20 protein-coding genes are annotated in these 18920 nt (G+C 47.1%); 11 read left to right on the forward strand and 9 right to left on the reverse strand.

Going from position 1 to position 18920, the window contains the following annotated elements:
- Positions 1-30: 30 nt before the first annotated feature.
- The 5 genes from OU793_RS18485 to kduD form a co-directional block, all read right to left on the reverse strand.
- Entirely contained in the window at positions 31-942 is a 912-nt protein-coding gene (locus OU793_RS18485; RefSeq protein ID WP_159404258.1) for an alpha/beta hydrolase, read from the reverse strand.
- Between the two features lie 77 nt (positions 943-1019).
- On the reverse strand, positions 1020-1655 hold the full coding sequence (locus OU793_RS18490; RefSeq protein WP_005460779.1) for an RpiB/LacA/LacB family sugar-phosphate isomerase: 636 nt from the start codon (positions 1653-1655) through the stop codon (positions 1020-1022).
- 40 nt (positions 1656-1695) lie between these two features.
- Positions 1696-2016 (reverse strand): cupin domain-containing protein, encoded by a 321-nt coding sequence (locus tag OU793_RS18495; RefSeq protein WP_005467181.1) that lies wholly within the window; start codon positions 2014-2016, stop codon positions 1696-1698.
- Positions 2017-2023: 7 nt separating this feature from the next.
- The gene (locus tag OU793_RS18500; RefSeq protein WP_005497706.1) at positions 2024-2548 is read right to left on the reverse strand and encodes a YgjV family protein; all 525 of its coding nucleotides are present in this window, start codon (positions 2546-2548) and stop codon (positions 2024-2026) included.
- Between the two features lie 18 nt (positions 2549-2566).
- The gene (gene kduD, locus OU793_RS18505; protein ID WP_005482916.1) at positions 2567-3328 is read right to left on the reverse strand and encodes a 2-dehydro-3-deoxy-D-gluconate 5-dehydrogenase KduD; all 762 of its coding nucleotides are present in this window, start codon (positions 3326-3328) and stop codon (positions 2567-2569) included.
- A gap of 255 nt (positions 3329-3583) precedes the next feature.
- Between kduD and kdgR the strand changes: the two genes are divergently transcribed.
- From kdgR to OU793_RS18520, 3 genes are all read left to right on the forward strand, one after another.
- Complete coding sequence (gene kdgR / locus OU793_RS18510) at positions 3584-4366, forward strand: DNA-binding transcriptional regulator KdgR (RefSeq protein ID WP_005460804.1); 783 nt, start codon at positions 3584-3586, stop codon at positions 4364-4366.
- A gap of 83 nt (positions 4367-4449) precedes the next feature.
- Complete coding sequence (locus OU793_RS18515; RefSeq protein WP_005482867.1) at positions 4450-6318, forward strand: DUF294 nucleotidyltransferase-like domain-containing protein; 1869 nt, start codon at positions 4450-4452, stop codon at positions 6316-6318.
- A gap of 2 nt (positions 6319-6320) precedes the next feature.
- Positions 6321-7031, forward strand: a complete 711-nt coding sequence (locus tag OU793_RS18520; protein WP_021821216.1) for an exonuclease domain-containing protein — start codon at positions 6321-6323, stop codon at positions 7029-7031.
- On the opposite strand, the gene OU793_RS18525 is transcribed toward OU793_RS18520, so the two are convergent.
- Together OU793_RS18525 and OU793_RS18530 are read right to left on the reverse strand one after the other, a co-directional pair.
- Positions 7032-7901: a LysR family transcriptional regulator gene (locus tag OU793_RS18525; protein WP_005464972.1), complete on the reverse strand. Its 870-nt coding sequence runs from the start codon at positions 7899-7901 to the stop codon at positions 7032-7034.
- Positions 7902-7981: 80 nt separating this feature from the next.
- Entirely contained in the window at positions 7982-8788 is an 807-nt protein-coding gene (locus OU793_RS18530; protein WP_159404257.1) for an arylamine N-acetyltransferase, read from the reverse strand.
- 293 nt (positions 8789-9081) lie between these two features.
- Between OU793_RS18530 and OU793_RS18535 the strand changes: the two genes are divergently transcribed.
- From OU793_RS18535 to OU793_RS18555, 5 genes are all read left to right on the forward strand, one after another.
- On the forward strand, positions 9082-10230 hold the full coding sequence (locus tag OU793_RS18535; protein WP_005464962.1) for an S-(hydroxymethyl)glutathione dehydrogenase/class III alcohol dehydrogenase: 1149 nt from the start codon (positions 9082-9084) through the stop codon (positions 10228-10230).
- A 61-nt stretch (positions 10231-10291) separates the two neighbouring features.
- Entirely contained in the window at positions 10292-11131 is an 840-nt protein-coding gene (gene fghA / locus OU793_RS18540; RefSeq protein ID WP_159404256.1) for an S-formylglutathione hydrolase, read from the forward strand.
- 445 nt (positions 11132-11576) lie between these two features.
- On the forward strand, positions 11577-12038 hold the full coding sequence (locus OU793_RS18545) for an oxidoreductase (protein ID WP_005482833.1): 462 nt from the start codon (positions 11577-11579) through the stop codon (positions 12036-12038).
- On the forward strand, positions 12038-13129 hold the full coding sequence (locus OU793_RS18550; RefSeq protein ID WP_005464959.1) for a diguanylate cyclase: 1092 nt from the start codon (positions 12038-12040) through the stop codon (positions 13127-13129). The genes OU793_RS18545 and OU793_RS18550 overlap by 1 nt, the downstream gene beginning before the upstream one ends.
- Positions 13130-13153: 24 nt before the next feature.
- Positions 13154-13543: a hypothetical protein gene (locus OU793_RS18555; protein ID WP_236578058.1), complete on the forward strand. Its 390-nt coding sequence runs from the start codon at positions 13154-13156 to the stop codon at positions 13541-13543.
- A gap of 92 nt (positions 13544-13635) precedes the next feature.
- Here the strand turns inward: OU793_RS18555 and OU793_RS18560 are convergent, their stop codons facing one another.
- Together OU793_RS18560 and OU793_RS18565 are read right to left on the reverse strand one after the other, a co-directional pair.
- The gene (locus OU793_RS18560; protein ID WP_159404254.1) at positions 13636-14439 is read right to left on the reverse strand and encodes an HAD family hydrolase; all 804 of its coding nucleotides are present in this window, start codon (positions 14437-14439) and stop codon (positions 13636-13638) included.
- Positions 14440-14534: 95 nt separating this feature from the next.
- Entirely contained in the window at positions 14535-15422 is an 888-nt protein-coding gene (locus OU793_RS18565) for a LysR family transcriptional regulator (RefSeq protein ID WP_020841638.1), read from the reverse strand.
- A gap of 126 nt (positions 15423-15548) precedes the next feature.
- Here OU793_RS18565 and OU793_RS18570 point away from each other — a divergent pair, with 126 nt between their 5' ends.
- The 3 genes from OU793_RS18570 to OU793_RS18580 all read left to right on the forward strand — a co-directional run bounded on the left by OU793_RS18570 (position 15549) and on the right by OU793_RS18580 (position 18826).
- On the forward strand, positions 15549-16415 hold the full coding sequence (locus OU793_RS18570) for an MBL fold metallo-hydrolase (protein WP_021450395.1): 867 nt from the start codon (positions 15549-15551) through the stop codon (positions 16413-16415).
- The gene (locus tag OU793_RS18575) at positions 16409-17029 is read left to right on the forward strand and encodes a DsbA family protein (protein ID WP_159404253.1); all 621 of its coding nucleotides are present in this window, start codon (positions 16409-16411) and stop codon (positions 17027-17029) included. The genes OU793_RS18570 and OU793_RS18575 overlap by 7 nt, the downstream gene beginning before the upstream one ends.
- 117 nt (positions 17030-17146) lie before the next feature.
- Positions 17147-18826 (forward strand): pseudouridine synthase, encoded by a 1680-nt coding sequence (locus OU793_RS18580; RefSeq protein WP_159404252.1) that lies wholly within the window; start codon positions 17147-17149, stop codon positions 18824-18826.
- Positions 18827-18920: the final 94 nt, after the last annotated feature.

An 18920-nucleotide genomic window follows, 5' to 3' on the forward strand; every position in this document is an offset into this window, starting at 1 on the left:
ACGACGGTTCATTTATTTCGTGAACTTGATCTATCTGCGTGCTTTCTCGGCCAGATTTTTTAGCCATGCAGCGAGCAATTGCGGCCACGCCGCGACAGGCAAACCTTGTGCATCGCGAATGCCAAAACCGTGTTTACCTTGCTCAAACAAGTGCATTTCGGTCGAGATTTCGTGCTGGCGAAGTGCTTGCCAAAACACGACGCTGTTTTCCACACTCACAGCAGTATCGTCACTGGCATGTAAAAGAAAACAAGGCGGCATGTCTGACGTCACCTGTTTTTCTAGCGAGAATCGGAGAAGGTCAGATTCACGTTCCAAATTAGCCAGTAACTCGGCACGCGAGCCCATGTGCGCGATGTCGGTATTCATACTGATCACCGGGTACATCAAAGCGCAAAAATCGGGCTTGGCAGATACACGCTCCGCCTCATCTTGAAGAGGATAAATATCCAATGCGTGATTCGTCGCTAAGCTCGCTGCAACGTGTCCTCCAGCCGAGAAACCTAAAACACCAATCGATGATAAGTGAGACGCCAAAGGCAACCGACGCACCAAACGCATTGCTCGCTGCGCGTCCGCCAGTGGCGTCCAAGATCCAAATTCGTGCCCTTCGTTTGGCATGCGATAGGTCATCACAAACACGGTAAAACCTGCTTGGTTCAACACGTGTGCGCTGTCCGCCCCTTCTTTATCCACCGAGACTCGCTGATAACCGCCACCGGGCATCAATAAAATACCCATCCCGTTGGATTGCTCTGGTTCAAACACGACAATTTCGGGATGCGTGATGTCAAACACAGCGCGATCTGGTAACAACTCGTTCGGATTTCTTTCTTGATAACTTTGCACCAGATGGGAGGGGATTTGAGGCTCAGACCACAAAGGCAAAACGGGATGCTCAGGAAACCAAGTCTGTAGTGAAGTAATCGGCGCAACGTGCATGGCATTTTCTCCGGCTTAAAAACAAAAAAAGCCAGCACAATGGCTGGCCTTAACCTATTTCCCGATAAAATGAGTGCTTAGTCTAGTAGCGACTTCACATATTCTGCAATTTCAGGTACTTGGCAGTGCGCGAAGAAACACTCTTGGAATTGCGTGCTGCCTACTGCAGTTTTCACTAGCTCTTGGTCGATAGCACGTAGACCTTCAACCACGTCTTTTGCTACCGCTGATTTCACGTTGTTTAGGATAGCTGCGTTCGCTTGCTGAGGTGCTGCTCGCTCAATTGGGTAACCTTCGCCGCGCTTGCCTGTGAACGCTTTTTCGAAGATGTAACGAACGTTCAATTCACCCGCCCAACCAAAACCTTTCGCAAATGCTAGAGAAATCGCGTTGCCGTTATTGATTTGGTTGAACAGGAACGCGTCTGATGGCTCTAGGCAGTAACCACAAACAACGCCAGGGTGTAGGTTGCAAGACATCAATGCACCTTGGCCAGTACCACAACCAGTTACCACGAAGTCCACAGCTTTTGAGTTCAGCAGAATGCTCGCCATGATACCTAGGTGAATGTAAGTTAGGTGATGGTCGTTTTCATCCGTCATACCAACATTGAAAACATCGTGACCAAGGCCACCTGCTACAGAGTTAAGCTCGCCAGCCACCATTGCGTTTTTCGCTGCTTGGCTGTTTTCCATCATTAGTGCAATTTTCATGTGTTACTCCTGCGGAAACTCCGCATTCAAATTTCAATTCTTAAACAAAATCTTTGCGCATTGGGGTGAAAGTATCGATAAGTACACCCGCTTTCAGACAAACGCAGCCATGCTCAATGTTTGGTTCTTTGTACATAGTATCGCCCGTTTTGACGATTTTTTTCTCATCACCGATGGTGAATTCAAACTCACCAGAAAGCACGTAAGTCAGCTGCTCGTGCGGGTGTGAGTGCATCGCACCAATTGCACCTTCTTCAAAGTGCACTTCTACCGACATCATGTTGTCGCTGTGTGCCAGTACTTTGCGTGAAATCCCCTCGCCGAGATCTTCCATCGGAATGTCTTGGTTAAATACGAACATGGTTCACCTAATAACTTGATTGATTAATCATGGATTCTGATTGCTGACGATGTAAGCGATAAATCGTCAATAAATTCATCACGATCACGGTCATTTCTAACAGCGTTCCACCAATGGAACCCACCAGAATATTATTGGTTAGCCAGCAAGACGCGCCGAGCAAAAAGCCAATGCGCATCCTGATCCCTGACAAGCAGAACACCGAGTATGTACCAATCACCGTCCCGATAATCGGCCATAAATCACGCCATTGCTCTGCTACCCAAAAGCCACTGACTAAACTGATCACAATAAAGACAGCAGCGACTCGTTTCGACGAGACAAAAATCGCCGTGGTCGTTCTGAGCGCCGACAGCAATGCGCTCAGCGCAGAGACCATCGAACCCAGCAATAAAAAGTGGAGAAGATGATTGAGGTTAAAAATCAGCATCAAGATTTTTAGGTGCCTGTCATTCTTCTGGTAGAAGACGGAGAATCCCAAACCAAAACTAATAAACCCTAAAGCTTGCGCTAATATCGTGGTATCCACCATCACCTTCTCGCAACTCGATTAGCGCGCTAGCCAGCCACCATCTACTGCGATGGTGTAGCCGTTGATGTAATCCGCAGCTTTAGACGCTAGGAATACACAAGGGCCAGCTAGATCTTCTGGCGTACCCCAACGAGCAGCAGGAATACGGTCTACGATTTCTTTGTTGCGCTGTTCATCGGCACGCAATGCCGCCGTGTTGTTGGTTGCCATGTAACCCGGAGCAATCGCGTTTACGTTGATGCCGTGGCTTGCCCATTCGTTTGCCATTAGGCGAGTCACACCCATTACGCCACTTTTAGACGCAGTGTAAGAAGGCACGCGAATACCGCCTTGGAAAGAAAGCATTGATGCGATGTTGATGATCTTGCCGCCTTCACCTTGCGCGATGAACTGTTTTGCAACCGCTTGAGACATAAAGAACACAGACTTCACGTTGATGTTCATTACGTCATCCCAATCTTGCTCAGAAAACTCGATGGCGTCGTTACGACGAATGATGCCCGCGTTGTTCACTAGGATATCAATGCGACCAAGTTCGGTTACTGCGCGGTCAACGATAGTTGGGATGTCGTCTAGTTTCATTAAGTTAGCGCGGATATCGACGAACTTACGGCCTTCAGCCTCTACTTTCTCAATCGTTTCTGTTGGTTCGCTGATGTTTACGCCAACAATGTCACAGCCCGCTTTTGCTAGACCAAGCGCCATACCTTGACCAAGACCAGTGTCACAACCAGTAACAATGGCCACTTTTCCCTCAAGGTTAAATGAATCAAGAATCATGTCGTTTTCCTCAATAGTAGGTAATGTCGTGATTTGGCGTCTTGGCCATGTCACTTTGTATGCATTCATCCTGACCCAAAAAGAAACTGTTTGCAATTTTTTTTGAAAAGGCGTTTTAAAAATATTGATTGCGATCTTGTTTTTCTGGATTCTTTAATTGCGCGGTTTCAAATTTTTGAAAAGGCATTTTAAAAATACTGGTTCTTAAATTTTTCAGCGATATAATGCAGAAAACTAAGAATGAAAGGGGCAACAATGGAAAAGTCGACTCAGCCTGAAGCGGTTTCGTCAGTACTTAAGGTTTTTCATATTCTTCAAGCACTTGGTGAACAGAAAGCCATCGGCGTTTCAGAGCTTTCACAACGTCTAATGATGTCGAAAGCGACTACTTACCGTTTTCTGCAAACCATGAAATCGCTCGGTTACGTGTCTCAAGAAGGCGAAGCGGATAAGTACTCTCTAACACTTAAGCTGTTCGAGTTAGGCGCAAAATCGCTTGAGTACGTCGATCTGATCGAACTGGCCGACAAAGAAATGCGCCACATTTCAGAACAAACCAACGAAGCCTTGCACCTTGGTGCGCTGGATGAAAATGCCATCATTTACATCCACAAAATCGACTCTGGCTACAACCTACGCATGCAATCGCGCATCGGTCGTCGCAATCCGCTCTACAGTACTGCGATTGGTAAAGTGCTGCTTTCTGAGCGCGACGAGAGCTTCGTTCGTGACGTATTGAGCGATGTCGAGTTCATTAAGCACACAGAAAAAACATTGGAAAACACCGATCAAGTGCTAGAAGAATTGGCGAAAGTGCGCGATTTCCACTATGCAGAAGATAACGAAGAGCAAGAACCAGGTCTTCGTTGTATCGCTGCGCCGATTTATGACCGCTTTGGTCAAATCATTGCTGGCTTGTCTATCTCATTCCCAACCATCCGTTTCGATGAAGAGAGAATGGAATATTACGTCGGCTTACTGCATCAAGCAGGTAAAAACATTTCTGAGCAATTGGGTTACCACGATTACCCGGCATAATCAGAAACAATAGGCAGCCGCGAGGCTGCTTTTTTTGCCACTTAGAACAATGTTGAAACACCGGTTCATTTTAGAGGTAAACCATGGGCACATCCGTCACTCCAAACATCTTCGACTTTTTAATCAAAATTGACCCCTTTGATAAACTGCCAGAACCTGTGGTTGAAAGCATCGCGAACTCCGTCAAGGTCAAGTACCTCGTGAGGGGTGAAACCATCGGTTTTAGCGCCTTGTGCGATCAACGTTACCTCTACATCATCCGAACCGGTGCCATTGAACAGCGCACGCCTAATGGCGAACTGCGTGCACGCCTTGGGCAAGATGACCAATTTGGTTTTACTTTCCTCGACCCACTCGAAAATGCCGAAGATGGTTACCAAGCGGAAGCGATTGAAGATTCATTGCTCTATTTGATCCCCCATTCTGAGCTAAAACTGGTCAGCGAAGAACACCCAGAATTTGCCGACTATTTTGCCGCCCAAGCCAATGTGCGCTTGAGTTCTGCGGTGAAGTACGTTTGTCGGAAAGAAGAAAAAGGGCTGTTCTTTCGTACTGTTGGCGAGATCGCCAGCGAAAACATTGCGATTGTCGATGTGAACGACTCTATCCGCAGTGTGGCGCAAACCATGTGCGGCAAACAACGCAGCTCCTGTGCCGTTGTGATGAAAGAAGGCGAAATTATTGGCTTAGTCACCGACCGAGATATGACGAAATCGGTCGTCGCGCAAGACATGGATACCAATCAACCCATTGCCGACGTGATGACGCCAAACCCCGTGTTGATCGAAGACGATGCTAAAGTGATTCAAGCCATTTCCTTGATGCTGCAATACAACATTCGCTGTTTGCCCGTGGTACATGGTAAGCAAGTGAAAGGACTTCTAACGACAACACATTTAGTGCATAACCACCGCACGCAGTCTTTGTTCTTAATTGAGAAAATCAAATACGCGAGTTCACTCAACGCGCTGGCGGCGTTGAAAGAAGAACGTCAAACCATTTTCCAAGCGTTGGTGGAAAGCGGTGTGAGTGCGGAAATTCAGGGTCGAGTGATGTCGATGATCATGGACGCTTTCACGCGCCGCATCATCCAGCTCAATGAAGAACTGTTGGGCCCACCGCCATGTGATTACGCGTGGTTGGTTGCAGGCTCTCACGCCCGTAACGAAGTGCACATGCTGTCAGACCAAGACAGTGCGATTGTGCTTTCCGATGACGCCACCGAAGAACATAAACTGTACTTCACTCACCTTGCCATGCGGGTGTGTAATGGTTTAGCGGCGTGCGGTTATCCGCTTTGTGACGGCAAGTACATGGCAGCGTCACCAAAGTGGTGTCAGCCAATTCGTCGTTGGAAAGAGTACTATCAGAAATGGGTGGCCAGCCCAGAATACAACAAATTATTGAGCATTAGCGTATTCCTTGAAGTGCGTGCCATTCACGGCAACCGCGAGTTTGTCGACCAAATCCAACAACACTTGCATGATTGCATTCAAAAGAGCCCGAGCTTTATTCCGGCTTTGGTGCGCGATGCGATTGACACTCAGCCGCCACTTGGCATTTTCAACAATTTGGTGTTGGAAAAAGGTGGGGAAAACAGCAACACGTTAAACATCAAAAAGTACGCCTTGAATCTGATCATCGATCTGGCGCGTATTTTCAGTCTTGCCGCTGGCGGCTCGTTAACTGGCACAGAAGAGCGTTTTCGCTACGCAGCCCAGCACGGAACATTGTCGAAAGACAGTGTTGAAAACATCATTGGCGCTTATCGCTTTATTACTCAGGTACGTTTCCGTCATCAACTCAATGCGATTCTGGCAGGCACCACACCTGACAACCACATCGCACCCGATGATTTCAGTAGCTTTGAACGCAAGCACTTAAAAGATGCATTTAAGATCATCAGTGAGCTGCAAGATGTCGCGAAACTGAAGTTTGTGAAAGGGGCGTAACCATGATTAAACGTTGGTTTAAGCGGTGGGAAACGCCGCTCTCTCCTGAGCAAAAACGCCAAGCCATTCACGTTATTGACGATTGGCCAATGGTGCTGAAAGACTATCTTCAACGGCCTTTGGTGGATGACTCAACGACCTTGAGGGATTTGAGTTTTGTTGCGTTGGACTTTGAAACCACAGGCGTGGACGCACAAGGCGATAAAATCTTATCGATTGGCGTAGTTGACCTAACGCTGGACGGCATTGATATCGCCAGCTCCAAAGAGTGGTACATTTGTCATGGACAATTCATCAAACCAGAAACAGCGAAAATTAATGGCTTAACTCCGCAAGATCTCGCCAAAGGACTGCCATTGGATGAAGGCATGAATCGGTTGTTGGAACGCATCACAGGAAAAGTAGTGCTCGCCCACGGATGCTGCATTGAAAAAGCCTTCATTCACGCTTATTTTTCCTCTCGCTACCAAGTAGAGGATTTCCCCGCGTATTTTGTCGACACGCTGCAAATCGAAAAGCAGTTTAGCTACGCAGGGAAAAGCGGCGCGCACAGCAGTTATCAGTTAGACGATTTGCGCCGCTACTATCACCTGCCGGGGTACTTATCGCACTCAGCCGCCAGTGATGCCTTGGCGTGCGCGGAATTGTTCTTGGTGCAAAGTAAAAAACTGACCGCGCTTCCGGATGTCACGTTGCGTCAGTTGATGCGCTGATCACGCCAACTCTTGCGCCAAAAAGTCGATCAATAACCGCACTTTTGGCGACAAATTGCGACTTTGCGGATACAGCGCCCAAATGCCTTCGCGATCGTCGCGGTAATCGGTCAGTACTTCGACTAACTCACCACTATCTAACGCTTCTTGAACGTAGTAATCCGGCAGCTGCACTAAACCAAGCCCGCGTTTCGCTGCGTCCACCAAAGCAAAACCGCTGTTGCATTTTATCCGTCCCGACACACGTAAAGATTTATCGCGTTTATTTTCCTTAAAGTGCCAATAGTCGACCGAGCCAACCAAGCACTGATGCCGTCCCAATTCCGACAACGTATGTGGCTCACCGAAACGCTCCAAGTACATCGGACTGGCACACACGTAGGTTTGACGTGAGGAAAGACGCTTGGCGATCATGCTGGAATCTTGCAAGCGGCCAAGACGAATCGCTACGTCCACACCTTGCTCAATCAAATCCAGCTTTTGGTTGGTCAGCACTAAATCAAGATCCACACGCGGGTACTTTTCCAAAAACTGATGCAAAAGCGGCGCGAGGTTCATTTCCCCATACGTCACAGGAGCCGTCACGCGCAGTAAACCGCGCGGTTCGGTCTGCATTTGCGTTACGGCAAGCTCGGCCAGTTCTAACCCTTCCACCAAATGTTTACACTGCTGGTAATAGAGTTGTCCGGCTTCGGACAGGGAGACTTTTCGCGTCGTGCGATGCAGCAATTTCACCGCAAGTCGTTCTTCAAGTGCCGATACCCGACGACTGATTTGTGCCACCGATGTTTTCAGCTTAGCTGCTGCTCCGGTAAAACTGTTGGTTTCCGCCACAGCAACAAATTCGCTGACCCCTTCCCAATTCGCCATGCTGTATTCCTGTCGACCTCTTTTAGACAAATAGTGATGAAAATGTTCTCGTCGCGCTACGCTTTGAAAACGTGAGAATTTTAGGCGTCAGGCAACGGACGAAGATCGCCGTACTGCGCATCAAGCTCAATGCCGAAGTATTCTTTCAATGCATCCAGATAGGCTTGGCCTGGCTCTAACTCCAATTCTGTCTGCTCACCTTCGCTGGTGTATTTGAGTGTGTAGTTAAGCAATGTCACCAACCCACTTTCTGTTGCTTTCGCCGCGACTCTTGCGCTGGTAAAACGCGAGTGAGGAGAAGTGGAGGTAAAAAAGTTGCCACACGTGATATCACCCGCAAACACAAACTCTAAATCGAAGCTATAAAGGTTATTCCACGTGTCCGTTCCGTCCGTTGACAACACTTGAAGGAAGTAACCAAACTGGGCATCTTCAACAAAGCGGAAGGTTTGTAAATCCGTCTGAATCACTTGGTTGAGGATAAACGGCAATGGCGCGCGCGGCGTATTGGAGCCAAAGCCTACATCGACAATCCATGCTTGTTCATCCAGCGTCACCAACGTGATTTGATGGCTGCGACCTGTCGGCGTCCCCATCACGTGAACACGCCCAAGTAAGCTGCGCGCTTCAAACCCGAGGGTCTTGAGCACATCGAGCATTAAGCCATTCAGTTCAAAGCAGTAGCCACCACGGGAGTGATACACGGTTTTTTGAATGATGTCTTCAATCTCAACAGAGATGCCACGCTGCAACGAAATATCAAAGTTCTCAAACGGCAGGCAACGGTGCTGCGCTACGTGAATCTTGTGCAATGACTCCAAATCGGCGGGTAACTCACTCGGCAAACCGAGCTTAGTTAAATAGGCGTTCAGATCCGTCTTATTCATAATCACTCTTACTTATCTGATGGGTTGATTGTTTTCTACTCTAGTCCCTCTACCTAACCTCAGGTCAATCGCCTTTTCCGTTTTCCCTTCTGTTTTGAGGAGGCATCACACTCTTGTTGTCCACTCACCTTAACATTATTACGTATATGTAAAAATCATTTTCAAAATGGACGGATTATCATTTTTATTGAAACACCTAGAATGGACACCAACAAAACGACGCAGCGCAGGAAGCAAACCTTAACTACGCTTATTACGTCACTCCATATACTGAGAATATAAAGGAAAATCCAATGACTCTTGAAATCAAACCTGGTCAAACTCACATCAAATCCAAGGCAATGGTTGCGTGGGCGGCTGGCGAGCCACTGAAAATGGAAGAAGTGGATGTACAGCTTCCTAAAGCGGGTGAAGTGCTAGTGCGCATCGTCGCGACAGGTGTTTGTCATACTGATGCGTTCACTCTGTCAGGCGACGATCCAGAAGGCATCTTCCCTTCGATTCTTGGTCACGAAGGTGGCGGTATTGTTGAAATGGTTGGCGAAGGTGTTACCAGCGTTGAGGTTGGCGACCACGTGATTCCTCTTTACACCGCTGAATGTGGCGAGTGTAAGTTCTGTAAATCGGGCAAAACCAACCTTTGTCAGGCCGTTCGTGAAACACAAGGTAAAGGTCTGATGCCAGATGGTACAAGCCGTTTTTCTATCAACGGTGAAACCATCTTCCACTACATGGGTTGTTCTACTTTCTCTGAGTACACAGTGCTGCCTGAAATTTCATTAGCCAAAGTGAACAAGCAAGCGCCTCTTGAAGAAGTGTGTCTACTAGGTTGTGGCGTAACGACTGGTATGGGCGCGGTTCTGAACACTGCAAAAGTTGAAAAAGGCGACACGGTTGCGATCTTTGGTCTGGGCGGCATCGGTCTTTCAGCGATCATCGGTGCGCGCATGGCAGGTGCAAGCCGCATCATCGGTATCGACATCAACGAAAGCAAATTCGACCTAGCTAAACAACTTGGTGCTACAGACGTCATCAACCCACAAAAATTCGACAAACCAATTCAAGAAGTGATTGTTGAAATGACGGATGGTGGTGTGGATTACTCATTCGAATGTATCGGTAACGTCAACGTAATGCGTCAAGCGCTTGAGTGCTGTCACAAAGGTTGGGGTGAGTCGGTGATCATCGGTGTTGCGGGTGCAGGTCAAGAGATCTCAACTCGTCCATTCCAGCTGGTTACGGGTCGTGTATGGCGCGGCAGTGCGTTCGGTGGCGTGAAAGGTCGCTCTGAGCTTCCAGAAATCGTAAACCGCTACATGGCGGGTGAGTTTGGCTTACAAGAGTTCATTACTCACACGATGGGCTTGGAAGACGTAAACAAAGCATTTGATCTGATGCACGAAGGTAAGAGCATCCGTACCGTTATCCATATGGATAAGTAATGCTGACTCAGGCTCTCCGTAAGGGGAGCCTGAATTCATTCTGTTGTTAGAGAGTTTATCCATGACCATTGAAAATGTAAGCCAAACCAAAGTGTTTGGCGGTTGGCACAAACAATATACGCACGATTCTAAAGCGTTGAACTGCACCATGCGTTTTGCGATTTTCTTGCCGCCGAATGCAACCAAATCCAACCCAGTACCCGCTTTATACTGGTTGTCGGGCTTAACCTGCACCGATGAAAACTTTATGCAGAAAGCCGGCGCATTTCGTATGGCGGCAGAACTTGGGATTGCCATCATTGCTCCGGACACCAGCCCGCGTGGTGAAGGCGTTGCCGATGATGCAAGTTACGACTTAGGCCAAGGCGCAGGCTTTTACCTCAACGCCACTCAAGCACCGTGGTCACTGCATTACCATATGTACGACTACGTCACGCAAGAGCTGCCAGCCATCATCGAAGCCAACTTCCCAGTATCGGATGTGAAATCAATCTCTGGTCACAGCATGGGCGGACACGGTGCGCTCACCATTGGCCTTAAGAATCCGACACTATACCGCTCGATTTCAGCATTTAGCCCAATCAGCAACCCAATGCAGTGTCCGTGGGGACAAAAAGCATTCACCGCATACTTGGGCACTGATATCGAAAGTTGGAAGCAATACGATGCAAGTGAGCTTTTGAAGAAAGAAAAATCACCCTTACCAATTTTGGTTGATCAAGGCGGTGCGGACGGTTTCTTGAGTGAGCAACTCAAACCGGAAGTCTTATTAGCCGCAGCAAAACAACACGGTTCAGAATTGAATCTGAGAATGCAATCTGGCTACGACCACAGTTATTACTTTATATCGAGCTTTATAGACAATCATTTAAACTTTCACGCAAAATATTTATTTGCGTAAATAACAATAAAAATAACTTGATGATATATAAAAATAAAGCCACCAAATTAGGTGGCTTTATTGTATGACGTATTTAATAAATAAGTGCAATTATTCCAATAAAACCCAACGCACACCAAACATGTTGAGCTCATTATTTAAATCTTAAATTCAATCTTAGTTCTGAGCGAGAGTTCATTAAGTGAGAATGGTATGGATTTTCATTGAAATTCGGCTAAATGACGTTAAATCGTCATATAACTCGATAATAATTTCTTTTTAATGACCTTTTAATTAAGAAGTCACTAAAGAACCTTGACGTGAAGTAAACCTACAGTTACTTTTCAAACATAACATATTATAAAATCTCATACGGTTGGCTTTGTCATTAAAATCATAAATAATTTACCGCTAGCAACTTTTTGTTCTAGCTCGGTAAAAAGAATAAAAAACAAAAGGGCGTATGATGAAAAAAATTGTATCACTCAGTTTGCTGCTGTTCGCACCATTCCTTTCTGCCAATTCCATTACTTTTAGTAGTCCTCAGCAACCTAGCGTCACACTTAAACTGGAAGAGCTTCAATCTCTCCCAACCACCAGCTACACCACTGATTTACCTTGGATTCAACAATCTTCAGAGTTTCTTGGTGTAAAGCTCAGCACGCTGCTGACTCATGTTTATGGAAGCATTCCAGAGCAAGTCGATATCGGCAGTTTAAACAACTATCACTCCACCTTATCTCGCAAAGATATTGTTCGTTATCAGCCAATTTTGGCGTACCAGCAAGATCATCATTACATCAAAGTGAGAAATAAAGGCCCTTACTGGGTGATATACCCTCTCAGTCAATATCCTGAATTGGATCACAATGAATATCATGCCCAAATGGTGTGGCAAGTTAATGAGATGAAAATAAAACAAAAATAATGAAGTTATCAGAAGCTTACCCAATTAAACAAAAAAATTATTCGACGACCAGCAAAATGCTCCTTTTGGTTTTTGCCACTTCTTTATTGCTCGCAAATGTCATATTGCTCCAACAAACTCGGGTCTTAGCGCAAAGTTTTACTGATGAGCAAAAACAAGCGACATGGTTTTTATTCCAGTTATCGAAAGAACTTTCTGAGCTCGTCAGTGAAGCTCGTCGACTGGACGAAAATGTTTTAAAAATAGAAGGTGCAGAACTTCAGTATGAGCTTGCTTGGAGCCGTTTTGATTTATTAATAAATAGTAAAGACGTCTACACCTTTTTTTCTCGCAATCACATTCAGCAATATTTTTTGCAACTGTTTAATGAGTTTAAAGAGTTAGAACCACTGTTGGTGGAAGCCAAAACCGGCGACAGCCAAGCGGCAGCTCAGTTTTATCGCGCCACTCAAACGCTGTATTTAAACTTAGTGGAGTTTGTGAACCAGAACTTTCGCTTAACCAGCCAAGTGTACGAGACACAAAAAGATGAAAGCCAACGATTGATGAAAGCGCAATACATGCTGTTTGCCACTTTCGTCTTGTCGATTTTGTCGCTGACTTACTTCTTCTACAGAGAATCGCACTTCCATCGTAAGCTGGCGTTGAGTGACCCCCTTACTGGCCTTGGCAACCGTAATGCTCTGTTTGTCACGTTGAGAAATAACACTCGCAACCGAACGGCTTTTTCTTTGTGTCTGTTGGATCTAAACGGGTTCAAAAACGTGAATGACACGTACGGCCACCAAGCTGGTGATACAGTGTTGTGCGAAATTGCCAAGCGATTGAAAGACATGAATATTGATAGCTTCAGTACCTATCGGATGGGTGGAGACGAGTTTGCTGTCGTGATTGAGTCCTCAGACGTCGATGCAGAGGAGGCGAAAAAACACATCCATTCCGTGTTTGATACTCCGGTTCTGAACGCAAACAACGTATCGTCACTGTCGACCAGTATTGGCGTCGCGCACTACCCAAGTGACAGCGATAATGTTGACTTTCTTATCAGCATAGCGGATAAGCGCATGTACAAAATGAAATTTCAACGTTAAACGGTATTTATGATGAGAAAGTTCATGCAAGTATTGCTTCTACTGGCAGTCATTGCGGCAGGTGTGTTGGCTTGGGTATTTATCCCATCGCACGAAACCATCGGGCAAAAAACGCTTGAGCAGGCACTCAACGACGACTACAGCCTCGTTGGACATCGAATCTACTCAACCGATCCGGATGCTGGTAACCGATTCGGCTACTTCGTATTGGCAACGGGTCAGAGCATTGAAGAGCAAGAGCCGTTTTTGGTCACTTCGGATCAGTTTATTCGCATGGAGAAAACGGATGATAATACCTTGTCTGTGACCGTCAATGGCCGTATTTACCATTATCATAACGACTTGTGGGTGCCAAAATCAGACGGGAAATTGCAACACTTTTTAGTCAGTGCAACCGCCAAGTACGTACGCTAAAACGGGAACCTTACTCCCCCCAAAAAACAAAGCCCCGCATACACTGCGGGGCTTTTTACGTGAAGAAGAAAATAACATCGAAAGAATGAGCGTTACTTCGCTAATACTTTCTCTTTAATCACTTTGAGTACCCCAGCCTCTTGGTTGCTTGGCGCAGAATAACGAGCAATTTTCTTAATCTCTTCGTGCGCGTTGGCAACCGCGTACGAATGCTCACTGACTTGCAGCATTTCGAGGTCATTGAGGTAGTCACCAAACGTCATAGTTTCTGCCGGAGTAAAATTCATCGTCTCTTGAAGATGCTGAATGGCCGCACCTTTAGACGCCTCGGCATTCATCACATCCAGCCAAATTTTTGCGCTCACTACAACTTTATGCGTTGCGCCAAACTTCGTGTTCATGGTCGGGAACAGGAGCTCTTCCGAACCGTCAAAGTGACAAATCGCTACCTTGATGAACTCGTCTTCGACCTCAAGCAAATCCGGCACATATTCACAGCGGTGGTAGTACTTTTGAAACTCTTCCAGTGATTGCTGATCATGCGTTTCGATGTACGCCGAGCGCTTGCCACACAATACGATGTTCGCTCCGTCAATTTCACGAGCCGCTTGCACAATCTCCGCCACTTCCGCTTTAGGAATGGTGCAACTGTAGAGCTCTTTGTCTTGGTACATCACCAAGGTGCCGTTTTCGGCCACATACAACACTCGATCTTTGATTGGCGCGAACGTGTCTCGCAGACTGTAATACTGACGACCAGACGCAGCGGAGAACAAAATGCCTTGCTCTTCCAGTTGCAAAAACAGGTCGAAAAACTCTGGATCCAAACGACCGTATTGGTCAAGCAAAGTGCCATCCATATCGGAAGCAATAAATTTGATGCGAACTTGTGACATTAACTAAAACTCTAAATGACGCTGCGAAAAATATATCCATGTAAGGTACAGGATCTTGTATGAATCTCAAGTCGGGATAACGACGCCTTTCGCGATTACCAAGGGTGCAGTTTAAAGTAATCTTCACTGTGATCGATGAAGGCTCTCACCGCAGGAGACAAGTGTTTACGCGATGAATACAGCGCATAAATGTTGAGATCATTTGGCTTCCAATTCGGCAACACCGACTCAAGCTGACCCGATTGCAGATAGATATTGCTCAAATAGGTTGGCAGCATCGAAATACCCATGCCTTGTAACGCGCCATGCAATAACGCCGTGGCCTCATTGCTGGTTAGGCGACACTCAATTCCCACTGATTCGAACTGGTCGCCCTGAGACAAATGCCACACGTGACGCTCAAAGTTTTTGTAACCCAAACAGTCGTGTGAAGATAAATCTCGCGGATGCGCGATCGCGTGGTGAGTTTGCAAGTATTGTGGCGATGCCACCAACACCGATTCACACACCGCAATCGGCTTACCAATCAAAGAAGGATCGGGATCTGACGCAATTCGGATTGCCAGATCGATACGTTGCTCGGTTAGATCACTCACTGAATCTTGCAGATCTATGTCGATATGCACTTTGGGGTGCTTTTGCATAAAACTGTTTACAGCTGGGATCAACTGTGAGAATCCAAATGAAGTGCTAGACGCGAGACGGATTTTTCCGGACAGCTCACCATCAACGGCAATGTTCGACGTCAACGTATCGGCCTGTTTTAACCAGCGCTCAATCTGAGGCAAGCTGCGCTCCCCTGCGGTGGTGAGCGACACCTTGCGCGTGGTGCGGTGCAACAAACGAGTTTGCAGCCAGTTCTCCATCGCCTCTACATAACGAGTCACCATAGGCCGAGACATGTCTAACCGCTCTGCGGTCGCAGTAAAACTGCCAGAATACACCACATCCACAAATACTTTTGCTGCCGTTACTCTGTCCATACATTTGCTCGAAATAAGAAATAGTGATGCACATTATTGTGTATTTTTCCGAGCGTATCAATTTCCTAATATAGCTCCCGTTCCCAAGCCATCGTCGCTTGGCCCCAAATTCTTTAGGAGCTTATTATGAAAAAATTCACTTTGATTGCTGCATCCGTTTTAATGGCAAGCCCTGTCCTAGCGGCAAACCACTCTCCCCTTACTCTTGAGGTTTACAACGCCGACGGTAACAGCTTCCACGTTAACTCAACCTTGGTATACGGTGAGACTGACGCCATGGTCATCGACACTGGCTTCACCAAAGCTGACGCGATGCGCATTGCCGCCAAAGTGTTGGACTCAGGCAAAACGCTTAAAACCATTTTTATCAGCCAAGCGGACCCAGACTACTACTTTGGCGCAGAGGCCCTACACCAACAGTTCCCTGATGCGCAGATCATCGCAACGCCTGCGGTTCAAAAAATTATTCAAGAGAAATTGGCTGGAAAGCTGGCGTACTGGGGACCAAAGCTGGGCGCAAACGCACCGGTAAAACCAGTGATCCCTGTCGCGTACGATAAAGCATCATTAGAGCTAGAAGGTCATAAGATTGAAATTCGTGGTAACCATGGCACATCAGCACACCGCCCTTACCTATGGATTCCAGATAACAAAGCGATTCTAGGTAACGTAGCCGTGTACTCAAACGTACATTTGTGGATGGCCGATGCCGCTGACCAAACCGCCATCAATGCTTGGGAGCAACAACTTAGCGAGATGCTTGCGCTTAAACCTCAAGTGGTCATTCCTGGTCACATGAAAGCAGGCACAAAGCTGAACGCAGACACCATTCGCTACTCGCAACAATACTTGCAGGATTTTCAGCAAGCGAAAAAACACAGCAATAACAGCGTTCAACTCATTGACACCATGTCAGCGAAATACCCAGAAGCTCAATTGCCAATCGCGCTAGAAATCGGTGCGAAAGTGCATACTGGTGAAATGTCATGGTAACCGTGCATTACTTCTTCGATCCCATGTGTGGTTGGTGCTACGGGGCATCACCACTCATCGAAGCCTTGATGGACACCTCTCAATTTAAGGTAGAGCTTCATCCCGGCGGCATGATTGAGAAACGCGCGATTGAATCTGAATTTCGTCAGCACATCATCAACAGTGACGCTCGTATCGCAACCGAAACCGGAGCAACGTTTGGTGAAGCATATCTGCAACGCGTGAAAAGCGAAGATACGTTTGTTCTTGATTCTTACCTACCAACACAAGCGATCTTGAGTGCGGAGAAAATGGGGCTGAATCCATGGCACATGCTAAAGGCCATCCAATCCGCGCATTACCAGCTCGGGTTAAAAGTGAATGAAGCATCGACGCTCAAAGCCATTGCAGAATCGCTAGGTTTAGCAAACGATGTGTGGGAGCAAAACATGACGTTAAGCGAAGCCGAACTAAACGAGAGAATTCGCTCTAGCCGACAGTTGATGCGCCAGTTACACGTTGGTGGTTATCCAACCCTAATTGCAGAAGTAAATGGCGAGTACTTGACCTTGCCGCACTCGACCTACTACGACAAACCGGCGCAGTGGAAGCTTGCATTACAAAAACTGCAATAAGCTCTTCCCCACTCGCTCTTGTTCTTAATCCAAGAGCGAGTGCCAACACCGACATGGCAATCCTGACTCAAACAGGTACAATCCTCGCTCGAATTTTTACTCGCGCGGATACCCACCATGCACTCGCCTGAACATTGTTTTACTCGTTTTACTGCTGATACTTCTGACTATGAACTACCAACGCAGTTTACGTTTCCGTTCTACTACACGCCGCATCCTCTTTGCGTTATGGCCGCAAAGCAATTGCAGCAGCACTTATTAGCGCAAACCGACTTCGAACACGATTTTGGTTTGGTTAATGAAGAAACGGGGCGAGGTAAAATGTTTGGCGTATTGCTGGTAGAAAGCCCTCAAGGCGAGCTCGGCTTTTTAAGTGCGTTTTCTGGCAAAATTGCCGACCAAAACTTGATTCCAGGATTTGTCCCTCCTGTATACGACATGCTGACCGATGAAGGCTTCTTCCGCGCAGAGACAGATGCCATCAACGCCGCCAATGCGGAGTACAAAACCTGTGCCGCGAATCCGGAATTGGCGGAGCTTAAAGCGCAAATCCAAGCCGACCGAGCCGCTTATCAGCAAGAAGAGCAAACACAGCGCCAAGTGATGATTGATGGCCGCGCCGCACGCAAGCGACAGCGCCAACAGGGCGAGCAAACGCTCAATGCCGATGATCTCAAAATCTTGTTGAATGAGTTGGGTAAGCAAAGTGTCGCCGAGAAAAACGTTCTCAAATACTTAAAGCAAGCGTGGGATGAAAAGCTTGCAATCAAAGAAGCGCGATTGGCCGAGTTAGAGCAGCAACTTGCTCACCTGAAAGAGCAGCGCAAGACACTCTCCAACGCTTTACAGCACAAACTGCATAAACAATACCGCTTCCTAAACAGCCATGGCGAAGCACGCGACTTGGTGGACATTTTTGCGGACACCACAAACCCAATACCACCAGCAGGTGCAGGGGAATGTGCTGCGCCAAAACTGATCCAATACGCGTTTAAACACGAATTCAAACCGCTGGCGTTGGCAGAATTTTGGTGGGGTGTTTCGCCAAAGTCTGAAGTTCGCCAACACAAAAAATTCTACCCATCGTGCAACAGCAAATGTCAGCCGATTTTGGGCCATATGATGCAAGGACTGGATGTCGAACCTAACCCATTGGCGGAGAATTGGGCAGAAGACAAAGAGCTAGAGATAATCTACCAAGACGACGCTATGGTCGTCGTCAACAAGCCCTCGGGCTTACTTTCAGTGCCGGGTAAAACCATCAAAGACTCTGCTTATACTCGCCTACAAGCGATGTTCCCTGATGTGGAAGGGCCGTTTGTGATTCATCGCCTCGACATGGCAACCTCTGGCATTTTGGCGTTTGCCTTAACTAAGCGCGCGAACAAAAGTCTGCAAAAACAGTTTATGGCTCGCGGCGTACAAAAACGTTATATGGCCCTGCTCGAAGGCGTATTGAACGAGCCGGAAGGGGAAATTTCACTGCCAATGCGTGGTGACCCCGACGACCGCCCACGTCAACTGGTGTGTTTTGAACACGGGAAACATGCAGAAACCTACTGGCAACTGATTGAAGTCAAAGATGGACGCAGCAAGGTATACATGTATCCGAAAACCGGGCGAACTCACCAACTACGTGTACACAGTGCTCATCACATGGGGTTAAACATGCCAATGGTTGGTGATGGTTTATACGGCGAAAAAGCGAATCGCTTACACCTGCATGCTGAGATGCTAGAGCTGGATCATCCATACAGCAAAGAGCGCATGGTGTTCAAAGCTGAGTGCGAATTCTAACGTCTTCCAGATTTTAAATAACAAAAAGGCACTGACTAACAGTGCCTTTTTTGGTTTCTAACAACAGAATAAGCGTGATGCGCGATGCGCGATA

It is taken from the genome of Vibrio sp. VP6 (assembly GCF_028823755.1).
In the GTDB taxonomy this organism is placed as follows: Bacteria; Pseudomonadota; Gammaproteobacteria; order Enterobacterales; family Vibrionaceae; genus Vibrio; species Vibrio parahaemolyticus.

What these genes read in the sequence shown, in the direction of transcription:
- OU793_RS18485 (WP_159404258.1), bottom strand. Translation starts at nt 942, where the DNA reads ATGCACGTTGCGCCGATTACTTCACTACAGACTTGGTTTCCTGAGCAT.
- OU793_RS18490 (WP_005460779.1), bottom strand. Translation starts at nt 1,655, where the DNA reads ATGAAAATTGCACTAATGATGGAAAACAGCCAAGCAGCGAAAAACGCA.
- OU793_RS18495 (WP_005467181.1), bottom strand. Translation starts at nt 2,016, where the DNA reads ATGTTCGTATTTAACCAAGACATTCCGATGGAAGATCTCGGCGAGGGG.
- OU793_RS18500 (WP_005497706.1), bottom strand. Translation starts at nt 2,548, where the DNA reads ATGGTGGATACCACGATATTAGCGCAAGCTTTAGGGTTTATTAGTTTT.
- kduD (WP_005482916.1), bottom strand. Translation starts at nt 3,328, where the DNA reads ATGATTCTTGATTCATTTAACCTTGAGGGAAAAGTGGCCATTGTTACT.
- kdgR (WP_005460804.1), top strand. Translation starts at nt 3,584, where the DNA reads ATGGAAAAGTCGACTCAGCCTGAAGCGGTTTCGTCAGTACTTAAGGTT.
- OU793_RS18515 (WP_005482867.1), top strand. Translation starts at nt 4,450, where the DNA reads ATGGGCACATCCGTCACTCCAAACATCTTCGACTTTTTAATCAAAATT.
- OU793_RS18520 (WP_021821216.1), top strand. Translation starts at nt 6,321, where the DNA reads ATGATTAAACGTTGGTTTAAGCGGTGGGAAACGCCGCTCTCTCCTGAG.
- OU793_RS18525 (WP_005464972.1), bottom strand. Translation starts at nt 7,901, where the DNA reads ATGGCGAATTGGGAAGGGGTCAGCGAATTTGTTGCTGTGGCGGAAACC.
- OU793_RS18530 (WP_159404257.1), bottom strand. Translation starts at nt 8,788, where the DNA reads ATGAATAAGACGGATCTGAACGCCTATTTAACTAAGCTCGGTTTGCCG.
- OU793_RS18535 (WP_005464962.1), top strand. Translation starts at nt 9,082, where the DNA reads ATGACTCTTGAAATCAAACCTGGTCAAACTCACATCAAATCCAAGGCA.
- fghA (WP_159404256.1), top strand. Translation starts at nt 10,292, where the DNA reads ATGACCATTGAAAATGTAAGCCAAACCAAAGTGTTTGGCGGTTGGCAC.
- OU793_RS18545 (WP_005482833.1), top strand. Translation starts at nt 11,577, where the DNA reads ATGAAAAAAATTGTATCACTCAGTTTGCTGCTGTTCGCACCATTCCTT.
- OU793_RS18550 (WP_005464959.1), top strand. Translation starts at nt 12,038, where the DNA reads ATGAAGTTATCAGAAGCTTACCCAATTAAACAAAAAAATTATTCGACG.
- OU793_RS18555 (WP_236578058.1), top strand. Translation starts at nt 13,154, where the DNA reads ATGCAAGTATTGCTTCTACTGGCAGTCATTGCGGCAGGTGTGTTGGCT.
- OU793_RS18560 (WP_159404254.1), bottom strand. Translation starts at nt 14,439, where the DNA reads ATGTCACAAGTTCGCATCAAATTTATTGCTTCCGATATGGATGGCACT.
- OU793_RS18565 (WP_020841638.1), bottom strand. Translation starts at nt 15,422, where the DNA reads ATGGACAGAGTAACGGCAGCAAAAGTATTTGTGGATGTGGTGTATTCT.
- OU793_RS18570 (WP_021450395.1), top strand. Translation starts at nt 15,549, where the DNA reads ATGAAAAAATTCACTTTGATTGCTGCATCCGTTTTAATGGCAAGCCCT.
- OU793_RS18575 (WP_159404253.1), top strand. Translation starts at nt 16,409, where the DNA reads ATGGTAACCGTGCATTACTTCTTCGATCCCATGTGTGGTTGGTGCTAC.
- OU793_RS18580 (WP_159404252.1), top strand. Translation starts at nt 17,147, where the DNA reads ATGCACTCGCCTGAACATTGTTTTACTCGTTTTACTGCTGATACTTCT.